The organism is Ruegeria sp. BJ3, from assembly GCF_056535665.1.
In genome coordinates this window covers 234378-253421 of the sequence record NZ_JBQFIT010000001.1, presented here as the reverse complement: position 1 = coordinate 253421, position 19044 = coordinate 234378, and the positions used below count along the sequence as shown (strand labels likewise).

The window sequence follows — 19044 nt, the reverse complement described above, 5'->3', positions numbered from 1 at the left end:
GTCTCCTCTCAGACCAGCTGGCGATAGTGATACTCTCCGACGCGTTCCATCCCGAGAGAGTGGTAGAGCGCGTTGGCGCCGGTATTGGCCTTGGTGCAGATCACGCTAAGGGTATGCGCGCCATTGTCCAGCGCCCAAAAGGCCGCGGCGCGCATCGCCCAGCGGCCCAGCCCCTGTCGGCGGTGCGCCGGCACGATCTCGAGCGCATGCAGCATGGCGATGCCGTCGTGGATGGCCACGAAACCGGTGCCGGCCGGTTGATCGCGGTGACGCAGCAACAGTCCGGTTTTCGGACCTGTTGCCCGTTCCATCACGGCCAGCCGGGCAGGCCCGATGCCACCTTGGGCCCAGATCTCGCGCATGATCGCCAACGGCTCCCACAGGCAGAACACCGTGACCGGCGGGACCGGCTGGTCCGTCAGCTGTGAGACCGGGCAGGCATAGATGTTGACCGGATCCAGAACCTCGTATCCGCGTTGCGCCAGGATTTCGTCCAGGTCCGCGTCGTGGGGGCGCAGGCAGAAGATGCGCTTTTGGCCCATCGCAAGCATGGCCGCCTCGGCCGCGTCGATATCCGGCGGGGTGACCGGGCCGATACGGCTGGCCGCCGACACGCGCGAGCCGCCCCCCTGCCCTTCGCGCAGCAGAAACGGACCCAATTGCTCATACCGTGCGGCGGGCCAGGTGCCATCGACCACTGCCGCCCAGTCTACCGTCACAGGCCAAGCTCCTTGGCCAGTCGCGTCGTGACCGCATCGATACGCGACCCGTCAGTGCCCCGAACAACCACGTTGGCCCCGAAGACGCCGTTGATCTGGAACGGGTAACACCCGATCGACACGTCGCCAAATTCCTCTGCCACGGCGGCCAGGGTCGCAGCGATGTCACCTTCTCCCCGGTTGACCCGCAAGGTCTGAGACAACAACGGTTTTCCTCCGGTCAGGGTGGGCAGCACACTGGCCACCATCGCCTGGAAGACCAATGGGACGCCGGCCATCACATGGACATTACCTAGTGTGAACCCTGGCGCGGTGGAAACCGGGTTGTCGATCAGCGTTGCCCCGTCAGGGATGCGCGCCATGCGCAGGCGCGCTTCGTTCAGCTCCAGCCCCGATTGGTCGTAGTGCGCCTGCAGCAGGGCGCGGGCATCGTCTCGCACATCGATTTGCGCCCCGAACGCGCGGGCGATGCAATCGGCGGTGATGTCGTCATGGGTAGGGCCGATGCCCCCGCTGGTGAACACATGGTCATAGCCCTGCGACAGCGCCGTGACGGCGGCCTCGATCGCCGGTGCCTCGTCGCTGACGATGCGGACCTCTTTCAGATCGATGCCGTGTTTGGTCAGCTCCTGCGCCAGATAATGCATGTTGGCGTCGCGGGTTCGGCCGGACAGGATTTCATCCCCGATCACCAGCATTGCAGCGGTTGGGTTGGGCATGGCACGCTCTCCTCTTGATCGACCTTTGCGGCAGGTATAGGCCCGGAACCATGCGCTTTCAAACCCCTCTTGTGCCCGCCCGCCTGATCCGCCGCTACAAACGCTTTCTGGCCGATTGCAGGCTTGAGGACGGGCGCGAGGTGACGGCCCATTGCGCCAACCCCGGTTCGATGATGGGTCTGGCCGAACCGGGCGAAAAGATCTGGCTTGAGCCCAATGACGACCCGAAGAAAAAGCTCAAATTCGGCTGGCGGCTGGTCGATCATGAAAACGGCCATTTCACCGGGGTCGATACCTCGGTGCCCAACCGGGCGCTGCGGGCGGTGCTCGAAGCCCGGGAAATCCCTGCATTGGCCGCCTATGAAACCGTCCGGCCCGAGGTGAAATACGGCGAAAACAGTCGCATCGACTTTTTGCTGACGCAACCCGGGCTGCCCGACGCCTATGTCGAGGTCAAAAGCGTGACCCTGTCGCGCGAACCGGGGCTGGCCGAATTCCCCGACAGCGTCACCGCACGGGGCACCAAACATCTGGGGGAACTGGCCGAAATGGCCGCGCAAGGACACCGGGCTATCCTGCTCTACCTTGTTCAGCGCACGGATTGCCGCAAATTCGCGTTGGCCGCGGATATCGACCCGGCCTACGCGGTAGCGTTTGCGACTGCCCAGGCCAATGGGGTTGAACACTTGGTCTGTGGTACGCGCATTTCACCGGACGGCGTCTGGGTTCAGCCGCAGGCGACGATCTCCAGCGACTGAAGGCCGGTCGATTTCCGCCGCGTAGCGATTCAATCGGGGACGACGGCGTCGACCTCGATTTCAACCAGCCATTCGGGATTTACGAACCGGCTGATCGCCATGATCGTGTCCACGGGTCGCGCGTCCAGACAGTACAGCTTGCGGGCCTCGATCGCCTGCTTCCAATTGTCGATATCGGTCAGGATCACGCGGGTTCGCACGATGTCCTGCAAACCCGATCCGGCACGCTCCAGCGCATCCTTGATGATCTCAAAGCATTGTTTGGTCTGCAAATAGACGTCCCCGACCCCGACTGTCTTGCCTTGCGCATCGACCGGGGCAGTCCCCCCGACCGCGATGAAATTCCCCACCCGGACGGCGCGGCTGAAGCCGACGACCGCCTCCATGGGGTTTCCATTCGATATCAGTTCCCGTTTCTGCGACATTCATCCGGCTCCTCTCTTCCCGACCAAATGAGTCTCTGTACATTCATTTGGCCCCAAATCCGGGCATCGGTCGAGGCCTTTTGACGCCGGGCCGGACCACCCGCGCAAAACGCGGCAACGTGCCTTGACGTTTCGCCCCCCGCATCCAAATTCAGATCAGGGCAGGCACCCGCGACCCTGCGCCCTCTGGTACTTTCTGCACAAGCAGCGTAGAAGGGATGCTGCGCAGAATTTTTTGGAGCCCCGCACGAATGAAAGAGCATCGTGGCCGTCTGACGAAGGACGGTATCCGCATCTACGAACAGGCTGACTTTGCCGGCATGCACGCGGCAGGGGTTCTGGCGGCGCGCATCCTCGATGGCATTGCCGAGCATGTCTTTCCCGGCCAGACCACGGGCGAGATCGACCGGATCATCACCCAGATGGTTGAGGACGCCGGCGCGAAATCGGCCACTATCGGTTACAAAGGCTATCAGCACGCCAGCTGCATCAGCGTGAACCACGTGGTCTGCCACGGGATTCCCGGGGACAAGAAGCTCAAGGATGGCGACATCCTGAATATCGACGTGACCGTGATCGTCGACGGTTGGTTCGGCGACACGTCGCGCATGTACGTGGCCGGAAAGCTGCCGCGCAAGGCCGAGCGGCTGATCCAGGTGACCCACGACGCCCTGTTCAAAGGCATTGAGATGGTCAAGCCGGGCAACACCTTCGGTGACATTGGCCACGCGATCCAGTCTTACGTCGAAGCCCACCGCATGAGCGTCGTGCGCGATTTCTGCGGGCACGGGCTTGGCCGCGTGTTCCACGCGCCGCCCAACGTGCTGCATTACGGCCGCCCGGGCACCGGCGCGGTTCTGGAAGAAGGTATGTTCTTCACCATCGAGCCGATGGTAAACTTGGGCCGTCCCGAGACCAAGACGCTGGCCGATGACTGGACCGCCGTGACCCGCGACAAGTCGCTGTCGGCGCAGTTTGAGCACTCTGTAGGTGTGACGGCGGACGGGGTAGATATCTTTACCCTGTCACCAGGCGGCAAGTTCCACCCGACCTACTCCTCCTGATCGGCGGCCTGATCGCGTAGAAGCTTCAGCAGCAGGGTGTCCGGGCCCCAAGGCGTCACCGCGTCCTGAATGAAGACGGGTGCGGGCCGAGGCTGCGGCTCGGGTCCTGAGGTGGCCTGCGCCTCGAACCGGGCGGGCCAGAGTGGGCGTGAAAGTGCGCGGTCCATGACCGCAGTCTAGCACAGACCCTTCAATGACCCAAAAGCCGCGGCACGTCCTTCATGTCACGGATGACTTCAGCCCCGAGCCCGGCCAGGCGCGCGCCGTCATCATGCGGCGCATAGGCAAGGCACCTCATCCGGGCCCGGATCGCGGCGGTCACACCGTTCGCACTGTCCTCGATGACGACGGGCGACTTCGCACCGAAATGTCGGGCCGCGGTCTGGAACAACCCCAGCTCGGGCTTGGCGCTGCCGACCTCATGGGCCGAGAAGATCGCGCCCTGGAACCTGTCCCACAGCCCGTTCTGGCCCAAGGTGATCTGCATCTTCTCGCGCCGCCCGTTCGAGGCCACACAGAATGGAATGCGCTGTTCGTCCAGATGGCGCAGCAACTCGGGGATTCCCGGAATCACGGGAACACCGGCGCGCAGCACATCATAGATCTGCGCATAGATCTGCTCGGTCCAGTCATCGGGCAGGTCAGCGCCCATCTTGCGAGCCGAGTCCCGGACGCCCGACATGGTGCCGCCCACGAACATCGACATGCAGTCCTGCAGCGACAGGTGCAGCCCATACCCGGCCAGGTTGTCGACCATCACTTGATTGGAGATCGTTTCACTGTCGACCAAGACACCGTCGCAATCAAAGATTACCAGATCATGCATGCGTTCCGTCCCGCCACATCAGAGAGATATGGGTGTCGCCGTATTTGCGCGCATCGTGCAGCGTAAAGCCTTCGGGCGGGGCCATCGGGGCGTTCTCTTCCCAGACCACCAGCGTGTCGTCGGCCAGCCAGCCGCCCTTGAGTGCCGCCACCAGCGCCTTTTGCCCCATTCCCTTGCCATAGGGCGGGTCGAGAAAGATCAGGTCGAACGGCGCTTCGGGATTATCGCCCAGCCGCGTCGCGTCGCGGCGGATCAGGGCGGTGCGGTTGGTGCTGCGGGTCAGGTCGATATTCTTGCGGATCAGCCCCTGCGCCACCCGCCCGTCATCGACGAAGGTGACATGGGACGCGCCGCGCGACAGCGCCTCGAGGCCCAGCGCGCCGGTGCCGGCGAACAGGTCCAGCACCCGCAGCCCGCCGAAATCGATCAGGTGGTTCAGCACGTTGAACAGGCTTTCGCGCACCCGGTCGGTGGTGGGGCGCAGATGCGCGCCTGCATCCCCCTTGCCGACCGAGGCCAGCGCCCGGCCCCGGAAGTCTCCGGCGATGATCCTCACGCCTTGAGCAGCGGTTTCAGATCCGCTGCGGGGTCGGCCACCACCGCCGGATCCGCGGTTTTCCCTGCGTCGATCAAGCGCTTGCCGACCATATAGGCGCGCGGGTCGTTCATCGCATCCACGGCCAGCAACTGATCGCCCCGGTAATACCAGAACGAGGTAGTCGCTCCCTCGCCCTTGCGGGTCACGACCCGGTCATAACCCATGTTCAGCCCGGCGATCTGCAGCTTCACGTCATACTGGTCCGACCAGAACCAGGGCGTGGCCACGTAATCCTTGCCCGCGCCCAGCATGTTCTGCGCCACCACCTCGGCCTGGTCGATGGCGTTGGGCACGCTTTCCAGACGGATTCGCCGGCCCTTGTAGGGGAACGAGGCGCAATCGCCCGCCGCCCAGATATCGGCGGCAGAGGTGCGGCCCTGCACATCGGTTTTGATACCGTTTTCGATGGCAAGCCCGGCCGCTTCGGCCAGTTCGGTGGCCGGAGCGATGCCCACGCCGACCACCACGAAATCGACCTCGAGTTCGGTCCCGTCGCCCAGCACCGCGCCGGTGACCTTGCCATTCTCGCCGGTGATCCGGTCCAGCCCTACGCCTTCGCGGATGTCCACGCCATGCGCGCTGTGCAGTGCGCGGAAATAGTCGCTGGTCTCGGGGGCCGCGACACGCTGCAGGATGCGGTCAGCCATCTCGACCAGCGTCACCTGCACGCCGCGTTTGGCGCAGACCGCCGCAGCCTCGAGCCCGATATAACCGCCGCCCACGATCAGCGCCCGCGCGCCTTGGGTGACGGCGGTGGCCATCGCGTCCACATCGGCCAGCGTGCGCACCACATGCACGGCCGCCAGGTCTCCGCCGATCGCGGCAGGCAGGCGGCGCGGATGCGAGCCGGTGGTCAGGGCAAGCTGGTCGTAGGATATCACCTCACCGCTTATGGTCACGGTCTTGGCCGCCGGGTCGATCGCGCCCACCTGCTGGCCCAGACGCAGGGTGATATCGTTCTCGGCATAGAAACTTTCGGGGCGCAGGTAGAGCCGTTCAAGCTCCATCTCGCCCAGCAGATAGGCCTTGGACAGCGGCGGGCGCTGATAGGGCAGCACGGGTTCCGCCCCGATCAGGGTGATCGCCCCGTCAAACCCGCCTTTGCGCAGCCCGGCCACCAGTGATGACCCCGCCTGCCCGGCTCCGATCACGACGATATGGCTCATCTGGTCCGCCCCCTGTCAATTTCCCGTGGCTTGTGCCACCCGCCCACCTATATTGCGGCAAGGAGCGAGTTTGCAATTTCAATCGACAGGAGCATGAAGATGATTTCAACCGGCGACACCCTGCCCGAAGCAACCCTGATCCAGATGGGCGCTGACGGACCGGAAGAGGTGCGGGTCTCCAGCAAGATCAAGGGCCGCAAGGTGGTGATCTTTGCCGTGCCCGGCGCGTTCACCCCCACCTGCCACTCGGCCCATGTGCCCAGCTTCATGCGCACCAAGGACCAGTTTGCGGCCAAAGGCGTGGACGAGATCATCTGCGTGTCGGTCAACGACCCCTTCGTGATGAAGGCCTGGGGCGAGGCCACGGGTGCGACCGCGGCCGGGCTGACCATGCTGGCCGATCCGGCCTCGGAGTTCACCAAGGCGATCGGCATGGATTTCGACGCCCCGCCCGCCGGCCTGATCTCGCGCTCCAAGCGCTACGCGATGCTGGTCGAAGACGGCAAGGTCGTGGCGCTGAACCTCGAGGAAAGCCCCGGCGCCTGCGAGATTTCGGCCGGAGAAGGCTTGCTCGAAGTCATTTGACAGGGCGGCCCCGGTGCGCACCGGGGCCATGCCACAGGTCATGTTGGATGAAGGCCAATTAACTTGGCCCGCACCCTCGGAATGTGCCAGTGTTCCTGCATGGGAACCGGGAGCTCATTTATGAAGAGATTTCTAGCAGTCATTACTTTGGGCGGCGTGGGGCTGTTGACCGCGTGCGGGCCTGCGCCAACACCGCAGCAACAGGCTGCGCGCCAGCACGAGATCGCCTGTCTTGGCGGCACTCTGGGCGGCGCGTTGATCGGCGGAGCCATCGGCAACCAGTTCGGCGGTGGGTCGGGCAAGGATATTCTGACCGCAGCCGGCGCCCTGGCCGGCGGGGTCGAAGGCCAGAGATTCGCATGCTGAGGAGCGCCAGGATGAAACACTCGGTTCTATTGATGACGGCCCTGATGATGGCAGCACCTGCCGCAGCAGACAGCGTGGCCGAACTGAATGAGCGCGAATTGAACGCGATCGACGCCAACAATGACGGTTTCCTGTCGCGCGACGAATTCGATGCCTTTTCGGATTATGCCTATCAGGAAATGGACGATGACAAGAACGGCACGCTCGGTCTGGACGAAGCCAAGCCGTTCATGGATATCAAGATGTTCCAGAAGATTGACCGCAATCGCGACAACTCTATCTCTCGGTCAGAGTATGACTCGCAGATGAATGACGATTTCCTGTCTGCGGACAAGGACCGGAACGGTCAGTTGGATTGAGGCCCGGCGCCCCGGTACGGCTGACCCTGTGACCAACAGGAGCGCAGGCATGAGAGTATTTTATTGGCTTGGTGCGGTCGTTTTGCTGGCAGCGTGCGACGTCCCGCAGGCTCCGGTCGTGACCGGGCCGGATGGGCAAGCGCGCATTCAGATCAATACGGCTGGTCTGACCTGCTATCAGACGCGCTGTCTCGACATCAATCCGGCTGCGCGCAGCGTACGGATGATGGGCAACCGCACCGCCGGGATCCCGCGCGACATCGACGTGAGCGACGGCACCGTTACCCCGGCCGAGTTCCGCCGTCTGGGCGAGGTTGCGATGCTGGCTGGCGGCATGGGGTCGCGGGGCGACCGCGGCTAAAGCAGGCTGTCCATCTTGCGGGCAAGCTTGGCGTCCTGAGACGACAGGCCGCCTACGTCATGGGTGGTCAGCACTACCTCGACCGTGCGGTAGACGTTGGACCATTCGGGGTGGTGGTTCCACTTTTCCGCAAAGATCGCCACCTTGGTCATCCAGCCGAAGGCATCGACGAAATCGTCGAAGATGAAGGTCTTGGTGATCGCGTCACGATCCTTGACCATGGTCCAGCCGTTCTTGAACAGCGGATCCAGCAGCGGGCCACGGGTCTCGGTCGACAGAAGTTCGCTCATTGCTGTTCCTCCGGGTTGGCTTTTCTGAACGGGCCATAGTCCGTCAGAATCTCGATCTCTTCCCCCACCGCGCGGGACTCGGCCTCGAGATACCGCGCGACGGCGTCCGCAAAGCCTGGATCGGCGACCCAGTGCAGGCTGTGCGTGCGCGTGGGCAGATAACCCCGCGCCAGCTTGTGTTCTCCCTGCGCGCCGGCTTCGACCCGGTCCAGACCATGCGCGATGGCAAAGTCGATCGCCCTATAGTAGCACAGTTCAAAATGCAGGCAGGGGTGATGTTCGTTGCAGCCCCAATAGCGCCCGAACAAGGTCTCGCGCCCGATGAAGTTCAGCGCGCCGGCCACCGGGTATCCGCCCCGCTCGGCCAGCACTAGCGCCACGTCATCGGCTATGGTTTCGTGAACGATGTCAAAGAATTGCCGCGTCAGATAGGGTGAGCCCCACTTGCGCGCGCCGGTGTCCTGATAGAATTCCCAGAACGCGTCCCAGTGTTCGGGGCGCAGATCGGCACCGGTCAGTGTGCGGATCTCGCCGCCAAAGGCATTGGCCTGTGCCCGTTCCTTGCGGATGTTCTTGCGCTTGCGCGAGGAGAGGGCGCCCAGAAAGGCATCGAAATCGGCATAGCCGTCGTTCAGCCAGTGAAACTGCTGCGAGTCGCGCACCAGAAGGCCCATCTGCTGCCCGGCCAGCGCCTCGTCCTGGGTGCAGAAGGTAACGTGCAGCGACGACAGGCGATTGTCGGCGGCCAGTTGCACCGCCCCCTGCACCAGCGCCGACATGGCGATCCCGTCATAGCCGGGCCGTGTCAGGAACCGTCGCCCGGTGGCCGGGGTGAAGGGCACCGCGATCTGCAGTTTGGGGTAATACCGCCCGCCCGCGTTTTCATAGGCATGGGCCCAGCTGTGATCGAAAATATATTCGCCCTGGCTGTGCGACTTGGCATACATCGGCGCGGCCCCGATCAACAGGCCGTCCAGATAGGCGGTCAGGTATTGCGGCTGCCAGCCGGTGCCCCGTCCAACCGAGCCGCTGTCTTCCAGCGCGCGCAGGAACCGGTGCGTGGTGAACGGGTCCAGCGGGCGGGTGCCGTCGGCGGCCTCGGGGCAGGCGCAACTGTCCCATTCGGCCGCCGGGATCTGATCCAGCGTCGACAGAACCCGTATTTCGATCTGTGACTGGTCCATGTGCCCTCCTGCGTCCCCTGAACTATCTGTGACGCCGGCAGCCGGGTTCAACCCGGAATGGCGGCCAGATAGTTCTCGAAGGTCACGTTGTCGGCCACCTTCCGCGCCTCGGCCTCTTGTTCGGCCGAGCGCACCGTCCAGCACAGGATCGGTACGCCTTGCGCCTTCAGCTCGGCCACGCGGGGACGGGACAGATCCTGCACCTCGTGGCTGATGAAGCCGGCGCCAACCCGGTCGAAATCGCGGATGTCGCGCAGGTGGTCGCAGACCGCGGCCGGCAGATGCTCGACTTCGGGCTTGTAGGAACAGGTCGTCAATCCACGCGGAATCTCCGGCGCCAGCCGGGCCAGCTCGGCCACCGAGTTGGGGTTGAACGACATCAGCGCGACCGGACCGTCATAGGACTTCAACAGCGCGACCGCGTCTTGCTCCAGCCGCCCGTCTACAGGCCCCATCGCACCGTGCTGATCCTTGAACTCGATCAGCAACGGCACGCGGCCCGCCACCAGTTGCAGAACTTCCTCAAGCGAAGGGATCCCCTCGTCCCCGTGCAGCAGCGGAAGGTCCGCGGCCTCGGCCCGGGTGATCTGCTGGATTGCGCCGGACCGCCCGGTCAGACGCGCCATGTCATAATCGTGGAACACCATGGCATGGCCGTCCGACGTCAGCTGCAGGTCAATCTCGATCCCGTAGCCCGCAGCAATGGCGGCCCGGATGGCCGCCCGGCTGTTTTCCGGGCGGTTCTGCCGAATGTCATGCAGCGCCCGATGCGCGATCGGCGCGCCCATGAGCACACGAGAAAGAGACGGTGTCATTGGATCTCGAAAATCCCTTCGATCTCGACGGCCACGCCCAACGGCAGCGACGCGGCGCTGACGGCCGAGCGCGAATGGCGGCCGGCATCGCCCAGCGCCTCGACCAGGAAGTCGGACGCGCCGTTGATCACCTGCGGCTGGTCGGTGAAATCGGCGGTCGAGTTCACGAAGCCGGTCAGCTTGATCACCCGCACCAGCTTGTCGATGTCCCCGCCGCAGGCCGCCTTGACCTGGGCCAGCAGGTTGATGGCACAGACCCGGGCCGCCGCCGCACCGGCGGCCACATCCATATCGGCGCCCAGCTTGCCGGTGATCAACGCATCGTCCTTCGAGATCTGGCCCGACACATAGACGATGTTGCCCACCCGCACGAACGGCACGTAATTGGCTGCCGGTGCGGGGGCGTCCGGCAGGGTCACGCCCAGGGATTCCAGTTTGGCTGCGATGCTCATGTGATTGTCCTCAACTTCATGTGACTCGGGCGGACGCTAACCGGGAACACCGCCCACGGAAAGCCGGAAACCGGCAATTTCGCCTTTGCCCGCGATTTGGGCAGGTCTCCACTCATGCGGATGTGTTGAATGCAGGCCACTTTACCCGGGTCCGGCGCGCGGGTTAAACGCTAGGAGTTTCCTTTCGAGTGCGAAACGACTATGTGCCGTTGAATTGGTCCGTTGTGCCAACGAGAAAACGTATTGATTGAGTGTCCGGCTGGATTACATCCGGACGATCGGGAGTAACCAAGACCGTGTCCAACCGGATCCGTTTCAAGCACATCGTCGCAGTGTCGCTGTTCGCGGTTCTGTCGGCCTGCGCGTCGCAGCCCCAGGACGCAGCGGCCCGCGGCGAGGTCTTCGACCCCTACGAAAACGCAAATCGCGGCATTCACAAGTTCAATCTGGGCGTCGACCGGTTCCTGTTCCGCCCGGCCTCGAAAGGCTATGTGAAAATCGTACCCGACCCGATGGTCACCAGCTTCAACAACTTCGCTGAAAACATCTCGTTGCCCGGACAGGCCGTCGACTATCTGCTGCAGGGCAATCTGAAACAGTCGGGCAACGCCCTGCTGCGGTTCGTGATCAACTCGACCGTGGGCGGGTTCGGTCTGTCCAAACCGGCGGATGAGTTGAACCTGCCGCCGGTTGATACCGATTTCGGCGAAACGCTTCATGTCTGGGGCTTCGGCGAAGGGGCTTATGTCGAACTGCCGTTCTACGGCCCCTCGACGACCCGGGATGCGGTCGGCGTTGTGGTCAACCTGTTCTCGAACCCGATCAACTTCTCGCCGACGCGACCGGCCGACAACCTGGGCGTCTATGCCGAGGTGGTACGGCGGATGGGCGATCGGGGCAGATTCTCGGACACGGTCGACTCGATTCTGTACGAAAGCGCAGACAGTTACGCTCAGGCCCGCCTGATCTATTTGCAAAACCGCCGGTTCGAACTGGCAAGGGACGATGAGGATGCCTATCTGGGTCTGTATTCCGATCCCTACGCCGATACCGGCACCGACCCGGTCAGGGACCCATACCTTGACCCTTACGAGGACCCATATGAGGACCCCTATGCTGAATAACGCCATGAACCGCCGTACCTTTGCCGCCACCGCCCTGGCCGGGCTGGCCGTGGCTGGCCTTCCGCAGCAGACCCTGGCGTTGACCGAGGCCAGCGCGACACAACTGGTCAACAGCGTCGTTGCCGACATCACGCGCGTGATCGAGTCGGGCAAATCCGAAAGCGCCATGCTGCGCGATTTCGAAAAGATCTTCGTGCAATATGCCGACGTTCCGATCATGGCACGCTATGCGCTGGGCGCCGATGCGCGCAGCGCCAGCAAGGCGCAGATGCGCGAATTCACCAAGGCTTTCCAGGGGTATATCTCGCGCAAATACGGTCGACGCTTCCGCGAATTCATCGGGGGTGAGGTCACCGTCAAGAATGCCCGCAAGATCAAGGCCGGTTACGAGGTTCGCAGCAGCGTCAAGCTGCGCGGCGAAGCGCCGTTCGAAGTGACCTTCCTGGTGTCGGACAAGTCGGGTCGCGACAAGTTCTACAACATGTTCATCGAAGGGGTGAACCTGCTGCTGACAGAGCGGACCGAGATCGGCGCCATGCTGGATGCACGCAAAGGCAACCTGGATCAGCTGATCAATGACCTGAAAAAGACCGGCTGAACCAACCGGTCAGAGTAGTGATGACGCCGCGCAGGATCCCTGCGCGGCGTTTTTTTGTGGCTCAGTTCAGGCGTTCGCCTGTCGCTTTCGCAAAATAGGACACTTTGCTCATGTCAAAGGCCAGGTTCAGCATCTGACCGGCCCTGGCGCTGGTCTCGGCATGCAGGCGCGCAGTGACCTGTTTGCCGCCCAGTTCCGACACGACGTAGGTATCGGCACCGGCCGGTTCCACCATATCGACCAGGCAGGCGGCCTCTTGCACACCGGCACCAGCGCGGAACCCGGATTCAGCGATGTCCTCGGGGCGCAGGCCCAGGATCACCTCTTCGGGCAGGTCCAGATCGCGCGTATCCGTCAGCACGATCGGATCAGCCCCATCCCGCGCAATGGCGACCTGCGTGCCGGTCCCGTTGCGCTGGACCCGCGCCGGGATCAGGTTCATCGCCGGCGAGCCCATGAAATCGGCCACGAACAGGTTGGCGGGGCGATTGTATATCTCGGCCGGAGTGCCGATCTGCTGCACCACACCGCCCTTCAGCACCACGATCTTGGTGGCCAGGGTCATCGCTTCGATCTGATCATGGGTCACATAGACGATCGAGGCATCCAGCGTCTGATGCAGCTTCTTGATCTCGGTCCGCATCTCGACCCGCAGCTTGGCGTCCAGGTTTGACAGCGGTTCGTCGAACAGGAACAGCTTGGGGTCACGCACCAGAGCCCGGCCCATTGCCACACGCTGTCGCTGACCACCCGACAATTGGCTGGGGCGGCGGTTCAGCAACGGCTCGATCTGCAGAAGCGAGGCGACCTCTTTCAGCTTGGCGTCCTGAGTTGCCTGATCGACGCCGCGCACCTTCATGCCAAAGGTGATGTTCTTGGCCACCGACATGGTCGGGTACAGGGCGTAGGACTGGAACACCATCGCGATGTCGCGGTCTTTGGGGCTGACATGAGTCATGTCCTTGCCGCCAATCGACAGCGTCCCGCCCGAGATCGGCTCGAGCCCGGCGATGCAGTTCAGCAGGGTCGACTTACCACAGCCGGAAGGGCCGACCAGCACCAGGAAGTCGCCCGGTTCGATCGAGATGTTGATGTCCTTCAGAATCTCGGTTGCGCCGTAATTCTTGTACAGGTTTTGGATATCGAGGATGGGAGCCATGGGTTATCCCTTCACGGAACCGGCGGTCAGGCCGCGGATGAAATACTTACCGGCAACGACATAGACGAGCAGCGTCGGCAGCCCCGCGATGATCGCGGCGGCCATGTCGACGTTGTACTCTTTGACGCCGGTGGTTGAGTTGACGATGTTGTTGAGCGCCACGGTCACGGGCTGCGTGCCCGCCTGGCTGAACGAAACGCCGAACAGGAAATCGTTCCAGATCTGGGTGAACTGCCAGATCACGGTCACCACGATGATGGGCAGCGACAGCGGCAGGAAGATCGACCAGAAGATCCGAAAGAACCCGGCACCATCCACCCGCGCTGCCTTTGTCAGCTCGGCCGGGATGGTGACGTAGTAGTTGCGGAAGAACAGCGTGGTGAAGCCAAGCCCATAGATCACGTGGACGAAGATCAGGCCCGGAATGGTTCCGGCAATCCCCATCAGGCCCAGCAGACGCGCCATCGGCAGCAGGACCACCTGGAATGGGATGAAGCAACCGAACAGCATCAGAGAAAAGATGATGTTGGCCCCTTTGAAACGCCACTGCGCGACGACAAATCCGTTCAACGCCCCCAGAAGGGTCGAGATTGCCACGGCAGGGACCGCAATCAGGACCGAGTTCCAGAAATAGGGCCGCAGGCCTTCGCACTGGATACCGGTGCAGGCGCCTGACCAGGCGGTTTTCCAGGCATCCAGACTGACCTCGCGCGGCAACGAGATCAGCGATCCCGTACGAATTTCCTCGAGGCTTTTGAGCGATGTTGTCAGCATCACGAAAAGCGGCATCAGGTAGTAGAGCGCAAAAAGACCAAGCAGGACATACAGCAACCAACGCAGGGCAATCTTGCCCGTGGCACTCTGGCTGCGGGTTCGGGTTTGGGGCATCGACAGATCAGTCATTTTTCGCCCTCAGTTCTGAGTAGAGGTAAGGAACCACGATGGCAAAGACGACCAGCATCATGATCATTGCGGACGCCGCCGCCTGGCCGATATCGCCGCGCGAAAACGCCATGGCATACATGTATGTTGCGGGCAGATCGGTCGCATAACCCGGACCGCCGCCTGTCAGGGCGATGACAAGGTCAAAGCTCTTGATCGCAAGGTGCGCCAACACGATGAAGGCCGACAGGAAGATCGGAGCCATCGACGGAATGATAATTGCCGTATAGATCCGCCAAGTGGGGATACCATCGACCTGCGCGGCCTTGATGATCTCACCATCCACCGAGCGCAGTCCGGCCAGGAACAGCGCCATGACAAAACCCGAGCTCTGCCAGATCGCGGCGATGACGATCGTGTAGATCGCGTAGTCCGGGTTCACCAGCCAGTCGAACTTGAAATTCGGAAAGCCCCAGCCCTGGACCATGGCCTCGATACCCAGACCCGGGTTCAGAATCCACTTCCACGCGGTACCGGTCACGATCATCGACAGCGCCATCGGGTAGAGATAGATCGTGCGGATCGCGCCTTCGACGCGGATCTTCTGATCCAGCAGGATCGCCAGCAGCAGGCCCAGAACCATCGCGATCACGATGAACAGCGCGCCAAAGACGTAAAGGTTGTTGATCGCCGTGTCCCAGCGGGGCGAGTCAAACAGGCGTTCATATTGGATGAAGCCCTTGATCTCGTATTTCGGCAGAAGTTTCGATCGGGTCAGCGACACCCAGGCGGTCCATCCGATAAATCCGTAGACAAAAATCAATACGGCGATGAACGACGGTGCCAGCACCACCTTTGGAAGGTGGTTTTCCAGCCATTCGGACATTTTTTCCTCCGGGGAAAGATGCTCTGCCCCGCAGTATAGGGGGCAGAGCGTGTTGGATCAGTAGCTGTTTGCCACCGCGTCCGCCAGTTGCTGAACCGCATCAGCCGAGGACATATCCGAGTTGAAATGTGCGGTCACGACGTCGGTGATCGCACCGGCCTGCGCACCGCGCAGCGCCATGCCATGCGCGTAGGACGGCAGCAGCGAGCCATTGGCGGACGAAGCGCCCATGTCTTCGGCCGAGATCTTGGCGCAGATGTCGAACTTGTCCAGCGCCACGTCGGTCCGCGCCGGAATCGAACCCTTGTTCAGGTTGAATACTTCCTGGAACTTGGGGGCAACGATCAGCTTGGCCAGTAGTTCCTGACCGGCGCGCTTGTCGTCGCCGTCCACGTCGAACATGGCAAAGCTGTCGACGTTGTACAGGTATCCGTCACCGGGGGTCGAGCCACACAGGAAGTCTTCGCCCGGGACTTTGCCCGCGGCCAGGAATTCACCCTTGGCCCAGTCACCCATGATCTGGAAGGCGGCCTCGCCGTTCATGACCATCGCGGTGGCCAGGTTCCAGTCGCGGCCCGAGAAGTTTTCATCAACGAACCCGCGCAGGGTGCGCATCTGGTCAAAAATCTGAACCATCGTGTCCGAGGTCAGAGTCTCGGGGTCCAGATCGACAAAGGCCTTCTTGAAGAACTCGGGTCCGCCGATGCCCAGCGCAACTGCTTCGAAGACGGTTGCGTCTTGCCAGGCCTGACCACCGTGGGCCAGCGGGATGATACCTGCTGCCTGCAGCTTCTCGGCAGCGGCGTTGAACTCTTCCCAAGTGGTCGGCATCTCGATGTCATTGGCGGCCAGGATGTCGGCATTTGCCCAGATCCAGTCGATACGGTGCACGTTGACCGGTGCGGCGCACCAGGTGCCTTCGCATTGCATATGCGCCGCGATCGAGGCGGGCAGGACTTCGGCCCAGCCCTCGGCCTCGGCAACGTTCGAGATGTCCGCCAGAACACCCTCTTCGTACCATTCCTGGATCGCCGGGCCTTTCAGCTGAACGGCGGTCGGCGCGTTGCCGGCCAGAACGCGGGCGCGCAGGGCGGTCATCGCCGCGTCTCCGCCGCCGCCTGCGACGGGCATATCCGTCCAGGTGCCGCCATTGGCTGCGAACTCTTCCTGCAGAACGGCGACCGACTTGGCCTCGCCGCCCGACGTCCACCAGTGCAGAACTTCGGCCTGCGGTTCGGCCATCACCGACGTGCCAGCCAGAACGGCCAACGACGACGCCGTGGCGAGTGCGAAACGTTTCATGTTTGGTATCCTCCCAGATCCTTGTTTGCTGCCGCGGGGCAGCGATGCGGGACATTACCGGCAGCCGCTTGCCGTCTGGCAATGGCAAATTTCCCATGTATCCGGCGCGGGCTGCAAATATTCCCGCCTTTTGTTACAGCGTGTTACGTTGACCTTGAATCTGTTGCAGTCCGTTACAATTGAGGGCAGCGTCGAGGGGGAAATCGGGGAGGAACAGCGTGAGCATTCCACGTCTGCTGGTTGTGGATGACGATCCGGAAATCCGGTCGATGTTGACCCAGTTCTTTCACCAGAACGGGTTCATTGCCCTGCCAGCAGCAACCGAGCGCGAGGTGCTGGCGCACCTGAAATCAGGCCGCATCGACCTGATCCTGCTGGATGTGATGCTGGGTGATGAAAACGGTGTTGATATCTGCGCCCGGCTGCGCCGCGAACAGGACGTGCCGATCATCTTCGTGTCGGCCCTGTCTGCCGATCATCAGCGTATGGCCGGGTACGAGGTGGGCGCCGATGACTACATCGCCAAGCCGTTCAACCCGCAACTGCTGCTGGCGCGCGTGCGCGCGGTGATGCAGCGCGCGCGGCGCACGCCATCGTTGGCCTATCGCCGGCGGATCCGCACTTTCCGATTTGGCGGGTGGGTCTATGACGGCAAACGTGACGAGGTGCATGCCCCGGACGGGTACCAGGTTTCGCTGTCGCAGCGCGAAACCGCGTTGCTCAAGGTGCTGCTGGCCAACCCGCACATTCCGCTGACCCGCGACGAGATCGCCGCCGCGCTGGACGTGACCGGCAGCGGTGACAAGCCCGAAGCGCAGGGTCGGGCCATCGACGTTCTGGTGGGGCGGCTGCGGTCCAAGATCGAGGCCAACCCCAAAGATCCGCAGATGCTGCGCACGGCCCGCGGTGTCGGCTATGTCTTCGCCTGCGAGGTCACCGTGGAACAGGAGGCATGACCCTGCGCTTGCGGGATCTGGGCTGGGCCTGGAGCCTGGGTGCGTTTGCTGCCGGGTTGCTGGCGGCAGGACTGTGGTTTTCATCCGTTCGCAACTGGGACGCCTATCTGACCCGGGCCTATGTTGCCGGGTTCTCGGTCTACGAAGATCTGCGCACAGGTCGCGCCTCGCATCCCGACGTGTTGATCACGCCACTGCCGCCCGAGGCATCAAGTCTGGCCGATGCCGGTGAATTCGAGCAGTTGCCCGACCTTGCAGGGCGCCGGTTTCTGACCAACCTGTCCATTCTGACCGACAGTTCCGCGCCGCTCAGCGGGCGGAACCTGACGCTTGCGGTCTTGTCCGACCGGCTGGTCTATCCGGTATCCGACATCGTGTCGGGCAGCGATCAGACCGGGCCGCAGAAGATGGGCAACCTGACACGCCTGCTGGCCACCTATTGCAGCGAACCCATTCTGGTGGCCCGGTTCGGACAGGGCGCGTGGCAGAAGATCGACGGTACGCAGGTCTGGGGGTGCGACGCGGCCCCGGCCGACCTGCGCCTGCCCGCGATCTTTCTGGCCGTCGTGGCACTTGCGATCATTCTGACATCGGTCGGCAATGTGACAGACAGCTTTTCGCGGTTCTCCCAGTCGCTGCGTGACCGCCGGCGCAGCGGGGGTCCGGACAGCTACGATATGTCCGGGCCGGCCGAACTGCGCGACATCGTATCGGCGGTCAATACGCATCTTGAGGACGAACGCGCACAGCTGGAAAAGCGTGCCACGGTCTTGTCCGGCGTCAGCCACGACCTTGGGACGCCAGCAGCCCGGGTGCGTCTGCGCGCGGCGCTGATTCCGGACGCCGAATTGCGAGAGAAGCTAGAGTCCGATGTCGACCAGATGACGGGCATGATCGAAAGCGTGTTGACCTACACCCGCTCGGAACTGAGCGTCGAAGACCCGCGCCAGATCTCCCTCACCTCACTGGTCGAGTCGCTGGTTGCCGACTATCAGGACATGGATCTGCCTGTGACCCTGAAACAGGTCGCCCCGGTCGAGGTGGAGGGCGCGGCGTCGCTCTTCATGTCGCGGCGCGGGCATGGCTCGCTTCCAGAGACCCGCCGCATCCTTGTCATGGCCCGGCCGATCTCATTGAAACGGGCGTTGACGAACCTGATCGACAACGCGCTGAAATACGGGCGCCACGCGACGGTTGAACTGGCAACCGACGCGGAAACCGCCACGATTGTCGTCGAAGACAAGGGAACCAACTTGTCCGTCTCGGATATCGAGGCGCTGATGGCCCCGTTCCGGCGCGGTTCGAACATCGGGTCGTCCGACGGGTTCGGACTGGGCCTGACAATCGTTGCAACCGTGGCAGAGCAACATGGTGGCTCGCTGCGCTTTGAAGCGGGTGATCAGGGTCTACGGGCACGGCTGCAAATCCGGCGCTGAGACCGTCCACACGC

25 protein-coding genes are annotated in these 19044 nt (G+C 62.9%); 10 read left to right on the top strand and 15 right to left on the bottom strand.

Annotation, left to right across the window (positions count from 1 at the left end; translation table 11 throughout):
- Positions 1 to 8: 8 nt before the first annotated feature.
- Together ACR3EL_RS01255 and ACR3EL_RS01250 are read right to left on the bottom strand one after the other, a co-directional pair.
- A complete protein-coding gene (locus tag ACR3EL_RS01255; RefSeq protein ID WP_170341067.1) occupies positions 9 to 719 on the bottom strand; it encodes a GNAT family N-acetyltransferase in 711 nt (236 codons plus the stop codon).
- Positions 716 to 1438: a competence/damage-inducible protein A gene (locus ACR3EL_RS01250; RefSeq protein WP_170369097.1), complete on the bottom strand. Its 723-nt coding sequence runs from the start codon at positions 1436 to 1438 to the stop codon at positions 716 to 718. Before ACR3EL_RS01250 ends, ACR3EL_RS01255 begins: the two co-directional genes overlap by 4 nt.
- 50 nt (positions 1439 to 1488) lie before the next feature.
- Between ACR3EL_RS01250 and sfsA the strand changes: the two genes are divergently transcribed.
- The gene (gene sfsA / locus ACR3EL_RS01245) at positions 1489 to 2196 is read left to right on the top strand and encodes a DNA/RNA nuclease SfsA (protein ID WP_170341063.1); all 708 of its coding nucleotides are present in this window, start codon (positions 1489 to 1491) and stop codon (positions 2194 to 2196) included.
- A 29-nt stretch (positions 2197 to 2225) separates the two neighbouring features.
- Here the strand turns inward: sfsA and ACR3EL_RS01240 are convergent, their stop codons facing one another.
- Positions 2226 to 2621 (bottom strand): RidA family protein, encoded by a 396-nt coding sequence (locus ACR3EL_RS01240; RefSeq protein WP_254432932.1) that lies wholly within the window; start codon positions 2619 to 2621, stop codon positions 2226 to 2228.
- 251 nt (positions 2622 to 2872) lie between these two features.
- On the opposite strand from ACR3EL_RS01240, the gene map reads away from it, so the two are divergent.
- Positions 2873 to 3685, top strand: coding sequence for a type I methionyl aminopeptidase (map, locus tag ACR3EL_RS01235; RefSeq protein WP_170341061.1), 813 nt, complete (start codon positions 2873 to 2875; stop codon positions 3683 to 3685).
- On the opposite strand, the gene ACR3EL_RS01230 is transcribed toward map, so the two are convergent.
- From ACR3EL_RS01230 to ACR3EL_RS01215, 4 genes are read right to left on the bottom strand one after another with little or no spacing between them, the layout of a single operon-like run.
- On the bottom strand, positions 3673 to 3852 hold the full coding sequence (locus ACR3EL_RS01230) for a hypothetical protein (protein ID WP_093964114.1): 180 nt from the start codon (positions 3850 to 3852) through the stop codon (positions 3673 to 3675). The two genes, map and ACR3EL_RS01230, sit on opposite strands and share 13 nt — an antisense overlap.
- 23 nt (positions 3853 to 3875) lie before the next feature.
- Entirely contained in the window at positions 3876 to 4511 is a 636-nt protein-coding gene (locus ACR3EL_RS01225; RefSeq protein ID WP_170341059.1) for an HAD family hydrolase, read from the bottom strand.
- Positions 4504 to 5067, bottom strand: coding sequence for a 16S rRNA (guanine(966)-N(2))-methyltransferase RsmD (gene rsmD, locus ACR3EL_RS01220; RefSeq protein ID WP_170341057.1), 564 nt, complete (start codon positions 5065 to 5067; stop codon positions 4504 to 4506). Before rsmD ends, ACR3EL_RS01225 begins: the two co-directional genes overlap by 8 nt.
- Positions 5064 to 6275, bottom strand: a complete 1212-nt coding sequence (locus tag ACR3EL_RS01215) for an NAD(P)/FAD-dependent oxidoreductase (RefSeq protein WP_480720108.1) — start codon at positions 6273 to 6275, stop codon at positions 5064 to 5066. Before ACR3EL_RS01215 ends, rsmD begins: the two co-directional genes overlap by 4 nt.
- Before the next feature lie 99 nt (positions 6276 to 6374).
- Here ACR3EL_RS01215 and ACR3EL_RS01210 point away from each other — a divergent pair, with 99 nt between their 5' ends.
- From ACR3EL_RS01210 to ACR3EL_RS01195, 4 genes are all read left to right on the top strand, one after another.
- Positions 6375 to 6860: a peroxiredoxin gene (locus ACR3EL_RS01210; protein ID WP_170341455.1), complete on the top strand. Its 486-nt coding sequence runs from the start codon at positions 6375 to 6377 to the stop codon at positions 6858 to 6860.
- 120 nt (positions 6861 to 6980) lie between these two features.
- Complete coding sequence (locus ACR3EL_RS01205; RefSeq protein ID WP_170369091.1) at positions 6981 to 7226, top strand: glycine zipper 2TM domain-containing protein; 246 nt, start codon at positions 6981 to 6983, stop codon at positions 7224 to 7226.
- A gap of 11 nt (positions 7227 to 7237) precedes the next feature.
- The gene (locus ACR3EL_RS01200) at positions 7238 to 7585 is read left to right on the top strand and encodes an EF-hand domain-containing protein (RefSeq protein WP_170360535.1); all 348 of its coding nucleotides are present in this window, start codon (positions 7238 to 7240) and stop codon (positions 7583 to 7585) included.
- A 49-nt stretch (positions 7586 to 7634) separates the two neighbouring features.
- On the top strand, positions 7635 to 7946 hold the full coding sequence (locus ACR3EL_RS01195; RefSeq protein WP_093964392.1) for a hypothetical protein: 312 nt from the start codon (positions 7635 to 7637) through the stop codon (positions 7944 to 7946).
- Here ACR3EL_RS01195 and ACR3EL_RS01190 read toward each other — a convergent pair.
- The 4 genes from ACR3EL_RS01190 to ACR3EL_RS01175 are packed head-to-tail and all read right to left on the bottom strand — an operon-like array spanning position 7943 to position 10687.
- Entirely contained in the window at positions 7943 to 8236 is a 294-nt protein-coding gene (locus ACR3EL_RS01190; RefSeq protein ID WP_093964109.1) for a 4a-hydroxytetrahydrobiopterin dehydratase, read from the bottom strand. The two genes, ACR3EL_RS01195 and ACR3EL_RS01190, sit on opposite strands and share 4 nt — an antisense overlap.
- Entirely contained in the window at positions 8233 to 9420 is a 1188-nt protein-coding gene (locus tag ACR3EL_RS01185) for a GNAT family N-acetyltransferase (protein ID WP_170369090.1), read from the bottom strand. The genes ACR3EL_RS01190 and ACR3EL_RS01185 overlap by 4 nt, the downstream gene beginning before the upstream one ends.
- A 47-nt stretch (positions 9421 to 9467) precedes the next feature.
- Positions 9468 to 10235 carry a glycerophosphodiester phosphodiesterase family protein gene (locus tag ACR3EL_RS01180; RefSeq protein ID WP_170369089.1) on the bottom strand — a complete coding sequence of 256 codons (768 nt, stop codon included), beginning with the start codon at positions 10233 to 10235 and terminating at the stop codon, positions 9468 to 9470.
- Entirely contained in the window at positions 10232 to 10687 is a 456-nt protein-coding gene (locus ACR3EL_RS01175) for a RidA family protein (protein ID WP_005980179.1), read from the bottom strand. Before ACR3EL_RS01175 ends, ACR3EL_RS01180 begins: the two co-directional genes overlap by 4 nt.
- Positions 10688 to 10983: 296 nt before the next feature.
- On the opposite strand from ACR3EL_RS01175, the gene ACR3EL_RS01170 reads away from it, so the two are divergent.
- Positions 10984 to 11811, top strand: coding sequence for an MlaA family lipoprotein (locus tag ACR3EL_RS01170; protein ID WP_170341043.1), 828 nt, complete (start codon positions 10984 to 10986; stop codon positions 11809 to 11811).
- A complete protein-coding gene (locus ACR3EL_RS01165) occupies positions 11801 to 12409 on the top strand; it encodes an MlaC/ttg2D family ABC transporter substrate-binding protein (protein WP_170341041.1) in 609 nt (202 codons plus the stop codon). Before ACR3EL_RS01170 ends, ACR3EL_RS01165 begins: the two co-directional genes overlap by 11 nt.
- Before the next feature lie 61 nt (positions 12410 to 12470).
- Here the strand turns inward: ACR3EL_RS01165 and ACR3EL_RS01160 are convergent, their stop codons facing one another.
- From ACR3EL_RS01160 to ACR3EL_RS01145, 4 genes are read right to left on the bottom strand one after another with little or no spacing between them, the layout of a single operon-like run.
- A complete protein-coding gene (locus ACR3EL_RS01160) occupies positions 12471 to 13568 on the bottom strand; it encodes an ABC transporter ATP-binding protein (protein WP_170341040.1) in 1098 nt (365 codons plus the stop codon).
- 3 nt (positions 13569 to 13571) lie between these two features.
- On the bottom strand, positions 13572 to 14471 hold the full coding sequence (locus tag ACR3EL_RS01155) for a carbohydrate ABC transporter permease (protein ID WP_093964103.1): 900 nt from the start codon (positions 14469 to 14471) through the stop codon (positions 13572 to 13574).
- Entirely contained in the window at positions 14464 to 15336 is an 873-nt protein-coding gene (locus tag ACR3EL_RS01150; RefSeq protein ID WP_093964102.1) for a carbohydrate ABC transporter permease, read from the bottom strand. Before ACR3EL_RS01150 ends, ACR3EL_RS01155 begins: the two co-directional genes overlap by 8 nt.
- 57 nt (positions 15337 to 15393) lie before the next feature.
- Positions 15394 to 16638, bottom strand: coding sequence for an ABC transporter substrate-binding protein (locus ACR3EL_RS01145; RefSeq protein ID WP_093964101.1), 1245 nt, complete (start codon positions 16636 to 16638; stop codon positions 15394 to 15396).
- Between the two features lie 218 nt (positions 16639 to 16856).
- Between ACR3EL_RS01145 and ACR3EL_RS01140 the strand changes: the two genes are divergently transcribed.
- A complete protein-coding gene (locus ACR3EL_RS01140; protein ID WP_093964100.1) occupies positions 16857 to 17594 on the top strand; it encodes a response regulator transcription factor in 738 nt (245 codons plus the stop codon).
- A complete protein-coding gene (locus ACR3EL_RS01135) occupies positions 17591 to 19030 on the top strand; it encodes a sensor histidine kinase (protein WP_170341036.1) in 1440 nt (479 codons plus the stop codon). Before ACR3EL_RS01140 ends, ACR3EL_RS01135 begins: the two co-directional genes overlap by 4 nt.
- Positions 19031 to 19044: the final 14 nt, after the last annotated feature.